This is a genomic window from Rickettsia endosymbiont of Cantharis rufa (assembly GCF_964026445.1).
Lineage (GTDB): Bacteria > Pseudomonadota > Alphaproteobacteria > Rickettsiales > Rickettsiaceae > Rickettsia.
Genome location: NZ_OZ032150.1, coordinates 1,414,725 through 1,428,860, shown reverse-complemented (window position 1 = coordinate 1,428,860; position 14,136 = coordinate 1,414,725). Strand labels below are relative to the sequence as shown.

The following is a 14,136-nucleotide window of genomic DNA, read 5'->3' as shown; positions in this document are numbered from 1 at the left end:
CAGAAAAAGTAGTAAAGGCGGGATATTCAATTTCAAAACAACAGAGATATCAATGCAAGCAGTGTAATCGATATTTTTAACTGTAATATATTAATAATGCCTCTAAGCCTGGAGTCAAGGCTCAGATAGTAGATATGTCAATCAATGGCTCTGGAGTTAGGGATACAGTAAGAGTATTAAAAGTGGGTATCAATACGGTTATCCGTGTTTTAAAAAAATCTAGCGTTAAAAAAGATAAATCATTCTATCAATACGATAGAAGTAATTATTGCTCCTGAAATAGATGAACAATGGTCTTATGTACAGAATAAATCCAAACAAAGATGGCTTTGATATTCTTTGGATAAGATTTTGTTAAAAGTAGTTGCTTATACTTTTGGTACAAGATGTGATAGCACATCAGAATCATTACTGAAAAAAACTGGAGGATTTTAAGGTTACTTTTTACTTTACAGATGGATAGGGAAGTTATGCTAGGTTATTAGATCCCAAAAAACACATTGTTAGTAAAAAATATACTCAACGGATAGAACGGGGTAACTTAAATCTTAGAACAAGATGCAAAAGACTGACACGTAAAACAATTTGTTTTTCCAAGTCATTGGATATTCATGATAAAGTCATCGGAACTCTTATTGAACGTATAGCATTTAATACCCACATCTGCAAAATGGAGGTGCGGCCATATTGTCATTTATAGAATCTTCTTCTTTGTTTCTAGAAAATTCTGCTCCTTTTGTCGATTGTTTTTGGGGAGAATTACCTCTTTAATACTCATCTGACAGTCATAACTTATCAGACATTCAGATATAATTTTTATAGTGTCTATAAGATTAAATCTTGACTTCTACAAATAATTACTGTTAAAAACCATTAAATTCGATTGATTTTTATTTACAGGAACATTAAAGATGTCTATTTTATCAACATGTCCGTTTGTTCCGATAAATTCAAAATTTCCAAAGTCATCACTCTTAACTGCTAATTTCTTATCTTTAACATATTTAGCTATAATGCTTAAATCCTGTTTATTTTGTCCTAATATAACTACAGCTTTATTATTTTCATTAATAATAGGTGTATATTTCTGCTCATATTCATTTATCAGCTTAACCGGTTCTAATATTTCAAAAACAGATTTTTCCGTTTCTTACTGTTGTTGTGTTTTAGTCATTTTTAACAATCTAACATACTAATCATCCTTATCAGTTGTTTTTTTATCTTGTTCTTAACCTTAAGATAACTCAAAAAATTTCAACTTAATTAATTAATTTTAACTAAAAATATGTATATGATAAAAATATTACAGTTTAGATATTACAATATTTAATATATTAGAAGATGATTTTTATTGCATGTATGATAAGAATAAGTTTTATTTTAAATAAATATTAATAATTACTTATGTTATGAAAAATAATAAAAATCAAGTGTATGTAATAAAAATTTTTATAGCCCCAGCTATGATTACGAGCATAATATTTTTATGTTTATTTTATTCTTCATTAACACCGTCTAAGCTTAAGATTGATGCGAAAACCAGTAGTATGGACGATTCGCTTAAAGTTAAGTTTGCTCTTATAGATCAAGAAGGAAAGAAATTTGATAGTACCCATTTGCAAGGTCACTTAAGTTTAATTTATTTTGGTACTACTTATTCTTTGTATGACAATCAAGCATTAAAAAAAGTAGTGGATATTATTAAGATTTTGAAGAAAGAGAATATTCTAGTACAAGTAGTTTTTATTACTCTAGATCCTGAGTATGATACAAGTGAAGTATTAAAAAAATATTTAGAAAAAATAGATGTTAATTTTATAGGTTTAACAGGAAAAGTACAGGATATCCAGCACTTAGCAGATCAATTTAAGGTCTTTTATACGTTAAAAATATTTGATGAAAAAACAAATAAATATGAATTACAACACTCTAATTTTGTCTATTTAATTAGCAGTCAGGGAAAATTTTTAAAGCATTATTGTTTAGGTTTGCCGAAAAATGTTGATTAGATAAAAATGTCATTACTGTTACCTTAATAATTTGCAATAGCTGAGATTCAATCTTACATTTAGTAAAATAAGATAAGTATTAAATAGAGGATTAGAAATGAATCTAAATCAAAAAATAATAAAGCCAAAAATAGGATTACTAGGATTAGCTAGGAGTCTTGGAAGTATATCGTCAGCGTGTAAAGCTATGGGATACAGCAGGGACAGTTATTATAGGTTCAAAGAGCTATATGAAACTGGAGGAGAAGAGGCGTTATATGAGATTAGTCGGAAGAAGCTAATTATAGCAAATAGAGTGGCACCGTCAAGTTAACCATAAAACACGGAATTTTTATAAAATTTATGGTCTATATGCCGTATAGCTTCGTTCATGAAATACTCATTTTTTGCTAAATTTGAGTTAACTTGACGGTGCCATATTTTTAAATTTTAGGCAGCAAGAAGTCTTTGAGTAGCTTCGTCCCAAATGGATTTAGCGGATGCAAATGCAATTCTTTGCTCAGGTGCTGTTTTAGTGGCACCGTCAAGTTAACCATAAAACACGGGATTTTTATAAAATTTATGGTCTATAGCTAAGCCTCTATAAAACAGTTACGTCATGTACTTTTCGAAAAGCGTGTCTACATCACAGAGATATTTTCTTCTCCTAGATTTAGCTTAAAACTATTCTGGTTCAATGGGATTTAGATCAGGGGAATAAGGCGGTAAGTACTCTAATATATGACCGGCTTTTTCTATCATAATTTTTAAATTTGGACTTTTATGAAAACTTGCATTATCCATTACAACTACTGAATTATGGGGTAATTTAGGTATTAAATCTTGTTCTACCCAAGCGTTAAAAATAGCAGTATTAACATTGCATTCAAAAATTGACACAGTCAGCAATGATTTATCTATTAACGCCCCTATAACATTAGTTCTTTTTGACGGATGCCAATCATGGATACCATAACATCTCTGACCTTTTACTGAATACCCATGGGTCCTAGGAGCACTACGGACAAAACAGCTCTCATCGGTAAATACGATCACTTTCTCTTCCGCTTTATACTTTTTGATCTTATGCTGAAATTCTAGCCTCTCTTCTTCTTTTGCCTTCGGATGTCTTAAAGCTTTTTTTATACGTAATATTTAACTTATTTAATGCTTTATGTATCCCTGATTTACTAACTCCTAACCGCTCAGCCCTTTCATATTGGTATGCATCACTATATTACTCTACGCCTACCTTCAATCTATCAAGCGGTATTTTTGTTGAATCTTTATTTCTACTTCTTAAGGGCGATATTCTTTTTGTCCATACAAATACTCTATTCTTTCCTATTCCAAAACGTTTTGATATTGATGCAAAACTCATCTTCTTTTTTTTCTTGATTGCTGAAACTTTCTTTCTAAAGTCTACTGAATATGTTATTACAATGATTTATTTTAATTACTCCATCTTATTGTAACTGCTTTATAGAGGTTTGGTTATAATTTACCGGTGGCGGTATGGTATTTCGGTTACATCACCAATTTTAGTACTTTACTTTTTTATTCGGCTTTTTTTGGATTTGTATATGGAAAACCTCGTGGCGTTTGCTGGGTCTTGTAATTATGATAATATCCTTTATATTTATGTTTTACTCTCCAAAGCCGGAATTAATATTTGATGTAAATCACATGGCTGTAGGTGTTAACAACAAGGAAAATAAACTAGTAATTTACGCTGACAAAATACCGGCATTTAATAGAGTATATTGAGCTAATTGGTTTGGACAAAAAGATAGCTTAGTATCGCCTTTAAAAGACAATATTTTTATAACTAATTATGGACAAAAAATTATCTTTAATAAGAACAATTATTATAAAGACACCGAAATTCACATCAACCTTAATTATAAAGCTAAGTGTAAAGGAAGTTTAATAACAATTAATAAAGATTTTTTAAGAAAAAGTCCTGTTATACTTATCTTTTGCAATAAAAAAGGATGTGCGGTAAAATCTACTCAATGTCATTCCCGCGTAGGCTGGAATCCAGGCTAAAGCGAGATAAATCGAGCTTTTAAAAGGCTTTAAAGTACTAGATTCTCGCCTGCGCGGGAATGACATAAAGGAACGAGTTGATGACCCTAGGTTCTTTTAAAAACTATTCGATACTATAGGTAAAATTAAGTAATGCAAACTATACATAAAGCATTAAAAATTCCTTCAAGGGGATATAAGAAAATCTTGGGTCTTTTAAATCAAAAAGGACAAGCAAGACTTATAGGCGGCTGCGTGCGAGATGCGTTACTTGGCAAAAATAGCTACGATATTGATATAGCTACTGATTTAATACCGAGTGAAGTAACAAATATTTTGTCTAAAGCTACTATAAAAATTATTCCAACTGGTTTAAAATTCGGCACGATTACAGCTATTTTAGATAAGGAGAAGTTTGAAATTACGACTCTTAGAAAAGATATTGAATGTAATGGCAGGCATGCAAAAGTAGTATTCACAAATGATTTCACCGAAGATGCCGCAAGACGAGATTTTACTATTAATGCTTTAAGTTATTGCCCCTTTAAGAACGAGATATATGATTATTTTGACGGATTTAAGGATTTACAACAGGAAAAGGTTGTATTTATAGGGAAAGCTCTAGATAGAATTAAAGAAGATTATTTGCGAATTCTACGCTTCTTCCGTTTTTCTAGCTATTATTCGAAACAGCTTGATGATAGAGGATTTAAAACATGTAAAGATTTAAAAGACGGCTTAAAAACTTTATCACGAGAGCGAATAAAAAACGAGATGGATAAAATTATCGTGTCAAAAAGGGCGGCGCAAATTTTAGAAGCTATGTTTGAAATAGGAATATTAGAACTAATATTCTCTATCCAAAATTATGAAATAAAAATTTTTGAGCAGACTAAGGAATTAGAATTAGCAACTAATTATGCCTTATTACTACATAATTTAAAAAATATAAATTCAAAGCTTCTTCTCGACTGGAAATTCTCAAAGCATGAGGCAATGCAAATATTATCGATACTAAACTTTTTGAATGACGCTGAATATGATATAAAGAAAATTTGGCTCGAAAAAAAGAATTATAGGGAATATTTATTAGCTGCCAGCATAATCGGTAAACTAGATTATTTACAAGTAAAAGAATTTATCCTTAAATATGATACGTTATTACGTCCGAAATTCCAAGTAAATGGTAATGATTTATTAAATATGAATATAGAAAAAAAAGAAATAGGTATAAAATTAGAATATCTAAAAAATTTTTGGATAGAGCAGGATTTCAAACCTAGTAAATTGGAGTTGTTACATCTATGTCATTCCCGCATCCCTTTATGTCATTCCCGAGAAAGCGGGAATCCAATAGTCAAAAGGAATGAATATGAAAAATAGATTCGATGTCATGCCGCGGCCCCGCCACGGCATCCAAAAAAAAATTAAAGAAGATTGGATTCCCGCCTACGCGGGAATGACAATTTTATTATGTCTCACCTTCCTCAGCCTTACTAGCTATGCTAAGCCTAAAATAGTTGTAAGTATTACACCAATAGCTAGTATTGTTTCAATGCTTGTTAAGGATAAAGCAGATATAGAAAGTTTAGCAGTAAATAATGATTGCCCTCATCATCATAATATAAAGCCAAGCGATCTTGCTAAAGTCAAGAACGCCGATATAGCTATTTATATAAATGAACAATTTGACGGTTTTGCCGAGAAATTAATTAGTAATCATAGTAAAAGCATTATCAAAATCAGTGATATTAAATCTTTAACCATTATCAAAGATATAGTCAAATCAGTTGGATTTAATTACAAGGGGCGAAGAGCGAAGCCTATAGATAATAGAAGGGCGACGAGCGACTTGTTAAGTGAATTCAAATCATTCGACTATAACTGGCATATTTGGCTTGATCTTAATAATACTGCGATTTTACTACAAGAATTTGCACAAATATTTAGCAAAAAATTTCCTGAACTACAAGAAGATATTAATAATAATCTTTCAGCAGCACTTAAAGAATTAAACAAGCTCCAAGAAATTAAAAATAATGAGCTTGCAAGTATAAAAGACGTAATTTTATTAAGTGACAGTAGCGAGTATTTTTTTCTTAATACTAATATTAAAACTGCAAAATTATATAGCGAAAGTCAAAAAAGCCTTCGATATATACGCAAGCTAGAAGATTTAATTAACGAGTCTAATAACAAATGTCTCGTTTTAAATAATGAACAAAACTCACGATTATACGACAAATTAAAAGCTAAAATAATAATATTAAATAGCGAAAATTGGAATATGAAAGATATCGATTCAAACACTTTTCAAAATCAATATTTACAAATGATTAATCAAGTTAAAAAATGCCTACACTAAATAGCGAAGAAGAAACAAAAAAACTCGCAAAGCTTTTAGCACAAAGCTTAAAACCAAATGATATAGTTTTACTTAACGGTGACCTTGGAGCCGGTAAAACATTTTTCTGTCGTGAAATTATTAAACATTTTTGCGGTGAAAATACAAGCATTATAAGTCCAACCTTTAACTTACTGCAAACATATAAAGCACCCAACTTTACTATCTATCATTATGATCTTTATCGTCTAAAATCACCTGAAGAAATTTATGAACTTGGATTTGAAGAAGCATTAAACGGTAATTTAATTTTAATAGAATGGTCTGAAATTATTAAGCATTTACTAACACCGCCTTTAATCGAAGTAAATCTAGAAGTATTAGACGAAAATAAACGTCTATGTAGTATTATAACAAATAATGATCTGTAAACACTTTTCCGAACAGTTGTTTAAGCGCAATTTTGTATCTCTTCATATCTTACTGGTGATAAATAATCGTTAGCAGAATACATTCTGATACGGTTATAAAATACCTCTATATATTCAAATATGGCATATTTTGCTTCCTCCTTAGTTTTAAATTTATATTGATACATTAATTCTGTTTTTATAGTATGAAAGAAACTTTCAGCAACAGCATTATCCAAGCAATTTCCTTTACGACCCATACTCTGTTTGATACCATGTTGTTTTATAATTTTTAAATGACTATCAGAACAATATTGACTACCTCTATCAGTATGCCAAATAAGCCCTTTTGCTGGTTTACGTTGCCATATTGCCATTAATAAAGCATTATTAACCAAATCAGCTCTCATGTTATTACTCATAGACCATCCTATAATTTTTCTAGAAAATAGATCAATAACAGTTGCTAAATATAGCCAGCCTTCACCAGTTGGCACATAGGTTATGTCTCCAACCCAATAACAATTAGCAGCATAAACTGTAAACTCTCTATTTAATAAATTAGGAGCAATTTGCTTATTATGATTAGAGTCAGTAATGGCTTTAAATTTACGTTTAGTTTTACATAGCAAATTAGCTTCTTTTATTAGTCTTGCAATGCGTCTCCTACTAGCAGTTATATCTTGCCGTGATAGTTCCTTTTTAATAGGTCTAGTTCCATAATTACCTCTACCTTCTTTAAAGATAATTTCAATTCTGTTTGTTAATTCATTACCTTCTTTAACCCTATTACATCCAAGATTATTTAACCATTCATAATAACCATTACGTGATACTTTCATAAATTTACACATAGCAGAAATGGAAAAATTACCTCTGTTTTCCTTTATCCATGCGTACCTTATTGGGATTCTTTTGCAAAGTACGCGGCAGCCTTTTTAATAGATCACGTTCTTGTGTTACTCTATCTAGTTCTTCTTCAATCTCCTTAATTCATCATACAGATGTTCTTCATATCTCATTACTTCCTTGAGTTTTGAATGTTTATTAACCCAATTATATAGACTATACTTCGTAATTGCTAGTTCTCTAGCTGCTTGAGCAAAAGGTTGCTTAGACTCAATAGTTAATCTAATCGCTGATTCTTTAAATTCAGCTGGATATATCTTTGGCTCTATATCCGGCATTTTTATCCCTACTGTTAATATCGTCTATTATTAACTTTCTGGAAAACTAAGTCGCGCCCCCCGTATTGCAGCTTAGCATGAATAGTCTATAATCCTCAAACAGTAATAAGAGAGAATTATAGTTAAGGAGTTATGGCAAGAATAGATGTTAAGTGTAGATCAAGAATAGATGTTAAGTGTAGATATTATAACGACACAGAAAAAGTAGTAAAGGCGGGATATTCAATTTCAAAACAACAGAGATATCAATGCAAGCAGTGTAATCGATATTTTTAACTGTAATATATTAATAATGCCTCTAAGCCTGGAGTCAAGACTCAGATAGTAGATATGTCAATCAATGGCTCTGGAGTTAGGGATACAGTAAGAGTATTAAAAGTGGGTATCAATACGGTTATCCGTGTTTTAAAAAAATCTAGCGTTAAAAAAGATAAATCATTCTATCAATACGATAGAAGTAATTATTGCTCCTGAAATAGATGAACAATGGCCTTATGTACAGAATAAATCCAAACAAAGATGGCTTTGGTATTCTTTGGATAAGATTTTGTTAAAAGTAGTTGCTTATACTTTTGGTACAAGATGTGATAGCACATCAGAATCATTACTGAAAAAAACTGGAGGATTTTAAGGTTACTTTTTACTTTACAGATGGATGGGGAAGTTATGCTGGGTTATTAGATCCCAAAAAACACATTGTTAGTAAAAAATATACTCAACGGATAGAACGGGGTAACTTAAATCTTAGAACAAGATGCAAAAGACTGACACGTAAAACAATTTGTTTTTCCAAGTCATTGGATATTCATGATAAAGTCATTGGAACTCTTATTGAACGTATAGCCTTTTAATATCCACATCTGTAAAATGGAGGTGCGGCCGAAAACTATAGTCGCATCATATATTTAATATTAAATCTAAATTATTAGGAAATAATAAAAAATTCGTGATATTCTACTCCCCAACGAGCTTTAAAACATTTGCAACTCCATTTAAATATACTTCTACCCCAATAAAAAGTGCATCAGGATTTAATCTGGCTTGATTAACGAAATGCTCACCCATACCAAAGCCTATTTCCAAAAATATCTTACGTTTTTCACTTACAAGTTTTTCTTTAGAAAATAAATATTTCGATAGTTCGTTATCTAATAAATTTTGTTGCACCCCTGACGAGCTTTTACCGATTCGTCTTGCGTATGATCTATTTAAATTAATAAGAGATATTTCTATTACTCTACTATGTGACTGCAAATCTTTATAAATATTATCTATATTATAGCCGTAATCTAAAAAGATCTTGCTAACTTTATCTGCTTGATTAAAACCTATTTCTAATATAATCTTACCGGTTGGTTTTAAGAATTGCTTGGCATTTTCAGCGATTATACGGTAAGCTTGCAAGCCATCTTCTTCAGCAAATAATGCAAGGTGCGGTTCATGGTTCAGTGTCTCAAGTACCATTTCTGGTTTTTCGGTGTACGATATATATGGCGGGTTGCTAACTATAACATCAAATTTTTGATCTTTGATATTTTCAAACCAGTCGCTATGAATTATTTTTATACGATTACTTACTTGACGCTTCAGGGCATTATTTCTAGCAACTTCTATAGCATCAAGACTTATATCAGTTGCTACTGCCTTAGCGTTTGGTAGCTCACATAATAGGCTGATAGCAATACAACCGCTACCAGTACCGAGTTCTAGTATGCTGTCATTCCGTGGCTTGGCCACGGAATCTAGTTGCTTTTTTTCTGGATTCCCACCTACGCGGGAATGACATTGAGATACAACATCTACTAAAACTTCAGTATCACTTCTTGGAATTAGTACATGTTTATTAACTATAAATTCACGTGAGTAAAATTCTTTAACACCAGTAATATAAGCTATCGGTTCATGCTTTAATCTTCTCTCTAACAGTTTTTCAAAAGCTTCTATCTCCGACTGATTTAACTGCTCATCAAGGTTAATGAGCAAATACTCAATAGGTTTATTTATAATATGCTGTAGTAAAACTCGCGCTTCTAATTGCGGTGAATTGATGTTTATTTTATTTAATTTATCTGTAGCGTTACTAAGAATTTGCTTTATGGAGCATTGCATAAAATATTTTTAACTAATTATCTCTTCCATATCTCTTGGCATTTCACAAGAAAATTCCATAATCTCATTACTAGTCGGATGAGTAAAGCTTAAATACCACGAGTGCAGGGCCTGACGTTTAAAATCAATTAATTTTGCTTTGAGTTTGGGTAGGGAATGAGCAATTTTTCGGTCGTTATTGCCATAGGTTTGGTCACCGACTACTGAATGCTTTAAGTGGCTTAGCTGTACCCTGATTTGATGAGTTCTACCAGTACTAAGTTTGCATTCCACCATACTAATAGTACCGCCGTAAAACAGCTCTAGGGTCTTGTAATGTGTAACGGCTTCTTTACCGCCATATTTTAATATGGTCATTTTTTGGCGGTCTATTCGGCTGCGACCTATATTATTTTTTATTGTTCCTTCTGGCGGATTAACAACCCCCCAAACTAACGCTTTATATTTTCGTACTACTTGTCTTTGCTCTATCTGGTTTGCAAGCAACATATGGGCTTTATTATTTTTAGCAACCACCATCAAACCTGAAGTATCTTTATCTAAACGATGCACTATTCCGGGTCTTTCCGATGAACCTATATCCGATAAATTTTTGGTATGATAAAGTAAGGCATTAACTAGTGTATCGTCATGATGACCAACCCCTGGGTGTACCGTCATACCGGCAGCTTTATTAATTACTATCAAATCATCATCTTCATAGATTATATCAAGTGCTATATTTGCTGCTGCAATTTTTAGTTCTTCAGGCTCTTTGAAAGAAAATAATATAACATCATTCTCCTTGACCAAAATGTCAGAATCAGAAATAATTACATCATTAACTTGTACGCAAGAACTCTTAATAGTTTTTTGAATTTGATTTCTTGAGACATTCCCAAGAAGCAATGATAGAGCTTTATCAAGCCTTATGCCGTTCAGTTCGTGCGGTACGGAATGTTTTAACATATTTTATTTTAAGATAATGAATAATACGCTTAAATGGTTAAGTGCAATCGGTGTTGAATATTGTTGCTACGAGCATCTGCCGAAATTAAAAGTGAGTAATAATACCAAGCTAACCGAAAAGCCACAAGTAAAACTTATGCCTGAAGCAAAAATCAAATCCGATACGTACGATAACATAGTCAATCCAGTTGGATTCGGATACAAGGAGCAAGGAGCGAAGCCTATAACTAATAGGAGAACGACGAGCAACAATGTAGACGGGTCCAAATCAATTGACTATATAACCTTAGCAAGAGCTCTTGCCGATAAAGCTAATAATATAGAAGAACTACGAAAATCTCTACAAGATTTTAATGGCTGTGAACTTAAGAAATTTGCTACTAACACTGTATTCGGTGATGGTAATCCAGAAGCTAAAATTATGTTAATAGGAGAAGCTCCGGGAAGTACCGAAGATTTGAAAGGAATGCCTTTTTGCGGAGAAAGCGGAAATTTACTCGATAACATGCTGCATGCTATCGGGGTTTCACGAAAAAATAACGCTTATATTACCAATACGGTATTTTGGCGTCCTCCTGCTAATAGACAGCCGACGCCTGAAGAAGTCGATATTTGTAGACCTTTCGTTGAGAAGCATATTGCTCTTATTAATCCCAAGCTAATTATTCTAGTCGGTAGCACGGCTGCCACTAGTTTACTTGGAAAAAATTCAGGTATTACTAAAATTAGACAAGAATATTATTTTTATAGCAATAAATATTTATCTTCACCCATTCAGACTACCGCAATATTTCATCCCGCTTATCTACTACGCCAACCTACGCAAAAACGCACCTCTTGGTATGATTTACTCAAGATTAAGGAGTATCTTGTAAAGAATAATTTGATAGCTAGCTAATCCTTAAATCTTTATTTCATGTAACTAATTTTAGTTGCTTGTATTAATAAATGATGCTACAATTATGTTGTAATTAAAAAAATATTAAATTGAGTTCAATAGATAAACTTATTAAGAGATTGAAATCAAAACCTAAAGACTTTACTTGGGATGAGTTAACTAGACTGCTAGGTAGTTTACATTTTGAAGAACTTACAACGGGTAAAACCGGTGGTTCTAGAAGAAAATTTTATAATAAAAAAACAGCTTTAATTATTAACATGCATAAACCTCATCCTAAACCAATTATAAAGCCATATTTAATTGAACAAGTAATTAAAAAATTAGAAGAAGAGGGGCTAATATGATAAAAAACGATTTTATGAGTTATAAAGGTTATTTAGGATCAGTACATTTTGACGCTTCAGAAGAATTATTTTTTGGTAAAGTAGAATTTATAAGAGATTTAATAACTTATGAAGGCTCTGATGCTAAAACTTTAATAAAATCATTGCATGAAGCTGTAGATAGTTATCTAGAAGATTGTAATATAGTCGGTAAAATTCCCGATAAACCGTTTAAAGGTAGTTTTAATGTTAGAATAGAGCCTGAATTGCATAAAGAAGTAAGTTTATATGCTATGCAACACGGTGATACTTTGAATGGAATAGTTAAGAAAGCTTTAAATGAATATATTAAGTGTTAGAAGCTATCGGTCGCACCTCCATTTTACAGATGTGGGTATTAAATGCTATACGTTCAATAAGAGTTCCGATGACTTTATCATGAATATCCAATGACTTGGAAAAACAAATTGTTTTACGTGTCAGTCTTTTGCATCTTGTTCTAAGATTTAAGTTACCCCGTTCTATCCGTTGAGTATATTTTTTACTAACAATGTGTTTTTTGGGATCTAATAACCTAGCATAACTTCCCTATCCATCTGTAAAGTAAAAAGTAACCTTAAAATCCTCCGGTTTTTTTCAGTAATGATTCTGATGTGCTATCACATCTTGTACCAAAAGTATAAGCAACTACTTTTAACAAAATCTTATCCAAAGAATATCAAAGCCATCTTTGTTTGGATTTATTCTGTACATAAGACCATTGTTCATCTATTTCAGGAGCAATAATTACTTCTATCGTATTGATAGAATGATTTATCTTTTTTAACGCTAGATTTTTTTAAAACACGGATAACCGTATTGATACCCACTTTTAATACTCTTACTGTATCCCTAACTCCAGAGCCATTGATTGACATATCTACTATCTGAGCCTTGACTCCAGGCTTAGAGGCATTATTAATATATTACAGTTAAAAATATCGATTACACTGCTTGCATTGATATCTCTGTTGTTTTGAAATTGAATATCCCGCCTTTACTACTTTTTCTGTGTCGTTATAATATCTACACTTAACATCTATTCTTGATCTACACTTAACATATATTCTTGTCATAACTCCTTAACTATAATTCTCTCTTATTACTGTTTGAGGATTATAGACTATTCATGCTAAGCTGCAATACGGGGGCACGACCGAAGCTATCAAATTAAAAGATGACTTAAATCTTCTTGAAATAACATATAATGTTATGCTAATATCAATTATTGTTATTCTAAAGGTAATATTATGAATATTTCTTTAACTCCTGAACTTGAAAAATATATAAATAAACAGGTAGGAAGCGGCTTTTACCATTCTTCAAGTGAAGTTATAAGAGCGGCGTTACGTTTAATGGTCAAATCTGAAAATTTTTCTCAAAATGTTCAGTTTGAAAATTATAAAACATGGCTTAATCACGAAATACAGATTGGTTTAGACCAGGCTGCTGAAGGTAAATTAATTCCAGGAGAAAAAGCGTTACAAGATATTCGTGATTTTCGTAAAGCTTATTTAAAAAACAATGGTTAAAAATCAATTTATTTTAACTAGCTGAGCTAAACAAGATATTTATATAACAAATGATAGTATTAGAGCAGCTGATAACGTACTAGAATGCTTGGAACAAGCTTTTTATAAATTAGCTAATAATCCTAACATAGGAAGTAAACGTGAAGATTTAACAAATAAACCCTTACGCTTTTGGATTGTATATAATTATTATATTATTTATGATCCTAATACCAGCCCTTTACAAATTTTACGTATTATAAGTTCGTATCGCAATATAGAAAATTTTTAAATCCTCAAAAATAATAATTCATTTCTAATTTCCTTAAAGTAAGGTTATACTTACTG

Annotated in this window: 21 protein-coding genes and 5 pseudogenes; 17 read left to right on the top strand and 9 right to left on the bottom strand. The window is 31.4% G+C overall.

Features of this window, described 5'->3' with window-relative positions:
- Window positions 1–134 precede the first annotated feature (134 nt).
- From AAGD46_RS09855 to AAGD46_RS08095, 5 genes and pseudogenes are all read left to right on the top strand, one after another.
- Window positions 135–278 (top strand): IS1-like element transposase, encoded by a 144-nt coding sequence (locus AAGD46_RS09855; protein WP_341786690.1) that lies wholly within the window; start codon window positions 135–137, stop codon window positions 276–278.
- Window positions 235–333: an IS1 family transposase gene (locus AAGD46_RS09850; RefSeq protein ID WP_410525956.1), complete on the top strand. Its 99-nt coding sequence runs from the start codon at window positions 235–237 to the stop codon at window positions 331–333. Before AAGD46_RS09855 ends, AAGD46_RS09850 begins: the two co-directional genes overlap by 44 nt.
- 166 nt (window positions 334–499) lie before the next feature.
- Window positions 500–592 (top strand): annotated as a pseudogene (locus tag AAGD46_RS09845) (IS1 family transposase); the annotation flags it as partial.
- Between the two features lie 817 nt (window positions 593–1,409).
- Complete coding sequence (locus tag AAGD46_RS08100; protein ID WP_341787253.1) at window positions 1,410–2,009, top strand: SCO family protein; 600 nt, start codon at window positions 1,410–1,412, stop codon at window positions 2,007–2,009.
- Window positions 2,010–2,106: 97 nt separating this feature from the next.
- Window positions 2,107–2,316: pseudogene (locus AAGD46_RS08095) on the top strand (helix-turn-helix domain-containing protein); the annotation flags it as partial.
- Between the two features lie 356 nt (window positions 2,317–2,672).
- Here AAGD46_RS08095 and AAGD46_RS08090 read toward each other — a convergent pair.
- Both AAGD46_RS08090 and AAGD46_RS08085 read right to left on the bottom strand, forming a co-directional pair.
- Complete coding sequence (locus tag AAGD46_RS08090; protein WP_341787865.1) at window positions 2,673–3,071, bottom strand: transposase; 399 nt, start codon at window positions 3,069–3,071, stop codon at window positions 2,673–2,675.
- A gap of 154 nt (window positions 3,072–3,225) precedes the next feature.
- Window positions 3,226–3,369, bottom strand: coding sequence for a hypothetical protein (locus AAGD46_RS08085; RefSeq protein WP_341787252.1), 144 nt, complete (start codon window positions 3,367–3,369; stop codon window positions 3,226–3,228).
- Between the two features lie 239 nt (window positions 3,370–3,608).
- Between AAGD46_RS08085 and AAGD46_RS08080 the strand changes: the two are divergent.
- From AAGD46_RS08080 to tsaE, 4 genes and pseudogenes are all read left to right on the top strand, one after another.
- Window positions 3,609–3,752 (top strand): annotated as a pseudogene (locus tag AAGD46_RS08080) (ComEC/Rec2 family competence protein); the annotation flags it as partial.
- A gap of 417 nt (window positions 3,753–4,169) precedes the next feature.
- Complete coding sequence (locus AAGD46_RS08075; RefSeq protein WP_341787251.1) at window positions 4,170–5,399, top strand: CCA tRNA nucleotidyltransferase; 1,230 nt, start codon at window positions 4,170–4,172, stop codon at window positions 5,397–5,399.
- 76 nt (window positions 5,400–5,475) lie between these two features.
- On the top strand, window positions 5,476–6,381 hold the full coding sequence (locus AAGD46_RS08070; protein ID WP_341787951.1) for a metal ABC transporter substrate-binding protein: 906 nt from the start codon (window positions 5,476–5,478) through the stop codon (window positions 6,379–6,381).
- Window positions 6,369–6,791: a tRNA (adenosine(37)-N6)-threonylcarbamoyltransferase complex ATPase subunit type 1 TsaE gene (gene tsaE / locus AAGD46_RS08065; protein ID WP_341787250.1), complete on the top strand. Its 423-nt coding sequence runs from the start codon at window positions 6,369–6,371 to the stop codon at window positions 6,789–6,791. Before AAGD46_RS08070 ends, tsaE begins: the two co-directional genes overlap by 13 nt.
- 20 nt (window positions 6,792–6,811) lie before the next feature.
- On the opposite strand, the gene AAGD46_RS08060 is transcribed toward tsaE, so the two are convergent.
- The gene (locus AAGD46_RS08060) at window positions 6,812–7,633 is read right to left on the bottom strand and encodes an IS3 family transposase (protein ID WP_341787859.1); all 822 of its coding nucleotides are present in this window, start codon (window positions 7,631–7,633) and stop codon (window positions 6,812–6,814) included.
- A 105-nt stretch (window positions 7,634–7,738) separates the two neighbouring features.
- The gene (locus AAGD46_RS08055; RefSeq protein ID WP_341787249.1) at window positions 7,739–7,957 is read right to left on the bottom strand and encodes a transposase; all 219 of its coding nucleotides are present in this window, start codon (window positions 7,955–7,957) and stop codon (window positions 7,739–7,741) included.
- 330 nt (window positions 7,958–8,287) lie between these two features.
- On the opposite strand from AAGD46_RS08055, the gene AAGD46_RS09840 reads away from it, so the two are divergent.
- Genes AAGD46_RS09840 through AAGD46_RS09830 form a run of 3 tightly spaced genes read left to right on the top strand, consistent with a single transcriptional unit; the run spans window position 8,288 to window position 8,808 of the window.
- Window positions 8,288–8,431, top strand: coding sequence for an IS1-like element transposase (locus tag AAGD46_RS09840; protein ID WP_341786690.1), 144 nt, complete (start codon window positions 8,288–8,290; stop codon window positions 8,429–8,431).
- Window positions 8,388–8,588, top strand: a complete 201-nt coding sequence (locus tag AAGD46_RS09835) for an IS1 family transposase (protein ID WP_410525969.1) — start codon at window positions 8,388–8,390, stop codon at window positions 8,586–8,588. The genes AAGD46_RS09840 and AAGD46_RS09835 overlap by 44 nt, the downstream gene beginning before the upstream one ends.
- Window positions 8,575–8,808, top strand: a complete 234-nt coding sequence (locus tag AAGD46_RS09830; protein WP_410525996.1) for an IS1 family transposase — start codon at window positions 8,575–8,577, stop codon at window positions 8,806–8,808. Before AAGD46_RS09835 ends, AAGD46_RS09830 begins: the two co-directional genes overlap by 14 nt.
- A 106-nt stretch (window positions 8,809–8,914) precedes the next feature.
- Here AAGD46_RS09830 and trmB read toward each other — a convergent pair.
- Window positions 8,915–10,066 (bottom strand): annotated as a pseudogene (gene trmB, locus AAGD46_RS08045) (bifunctional peptide chain release factor N(5)-glutamine methyltransferase PrmC/tRNA (guanosine(46)-N7)-methyltransferase TrmB); the annotation flags it as partial.
- Window positions 10,067–10,075: 9 nt separating this feature from the next.
- Window positions 10,076–11,014, bottom strand: a complete 939-nt coding sequence (locus tag AAGD46_RS08040) for an RluA family pseudouridine synthase (protein ID WP_341787248.1) — start codon at window positions 11,012–11,014, stop codon at window positions 10,076–10,078.
- 16 nt (window positions 11,015–11,030) lie between these two features.
- On the opposite strand from AAGD46_RS08040, the gene AAGD46_RS08035 reads away from it, so the two are divergent.
- The 3 genes from AAGD46_RS08035 to AAGD46_RS08025 all read left to right on the top strand — a co-directional run bounded on the left by AAGD46_RS08035 (window position 11,031) and on the right by AAGD46_RS08025 (window position 12,597).
- A complete protein-coding gene (locus AAGD46_RS08035) occupies window positions 11,031–11,912 on the top strand; it encodes a uracil-DNA glycosylase family protein (protein ID WP_341787247.1) in 882 nt (293 codons plus the stop codon).
- An 89-nt stretch (window positions 11,913–12,001) separates the two neighbouring features.
- Window positions 12,002–12,259, top strand: a complete 258-nt coding sequence (locus AAGD46_RS08030; protein WP_341787245.1) for a type II toxin-antitoxin system HicA family toxin — start codon at window positions 12,002–12,004, stop codon at window positions 12,257–12,259.
- Window positions 12,256–12,597: a type II toxin-antitoxin system HicB family antitoxin gene (locus AAGD46_RS08025; protein ID WP_341787244.1), complete on the top strand. Its 342-nt coding sequence runs from the start codon at window positions 12,256–12,258 to the stop codon at window positions 12,595–12,597. Before AAGD46_RS08030 ends, AAGD46_RS08025 begins: the two co-directional genes overlap by 4 nt.
- 100 nt (window positions 12,598–12,697) lie before the next feature.
- On the opposite strand, the pseudogene AAGD46_RS09825 reads toward AAGD46_RS08025, so the two are convergent.
- The 3 genes and pseudogenes from AAGD46_RS09825 to AAGD46_RS09815 form a co-directional block, all read right to left on the bottom strand.
- Window positions 12,698–12,790 (bottom strand): annotated as a pseudogene (locus AAGD46_RS09825) (IS1 family transposase); the annotation flags it as partial.
- Window positions 12,791–12,956: 166 nt separating this feature from the next.
- Window positions 12,957–13,010, bottom strand: a complete 54-nt coding sequence (locus AAGD46_RS09820; protein WP_410525952.1) for a hypothetical protein — start codon at window positions 13,008–13,010, stop codon at window positions 12,957–12,959.
- A gap of 1 nt (window position 13,011) precedes the next feature.
- Window positions 13,012–13,155 (bottom strand): IS1-like element transposase, encoded by a 144-nt coding sequence (locus tag AAGD46_RS09815; RefSeq protein ID WP_341786690.1) that lies wholly within the window; start codon window positions 13,153–13,155, stop codon window positions 13,012–13,014.
- A gap of 372 nt (window positions 13,156–13,527) precedes the next feature.
- Between AAGD46_RS09815 and AAGD46_RS08015 the strand changes: the two genes are divergently transcribed.
- Entirely contained in the window at window positions 13,528–13,809 is a 282-nt protein-coding gene (locus AAGD46_RS08015; RefSeq protein WP_341787243.1) for a type II toxin-antitoxin system ParD family antitoxin, read from the top strand.
- Window positions 13,810–13,897: 88 nt separating this feature from the next.
- Window positions 13,898–14,080, top strand: coding sequence for a hypothetical protein (locus tag AAGD46_RS08010; protein ID WP_341787242.1), 183 nt, complete (start codon window positions 13,898–13,900; stop codon window positions 14,078–14,080).
- Window positions 14,081–14,136 lie beyond the last annotated feature (56 nt).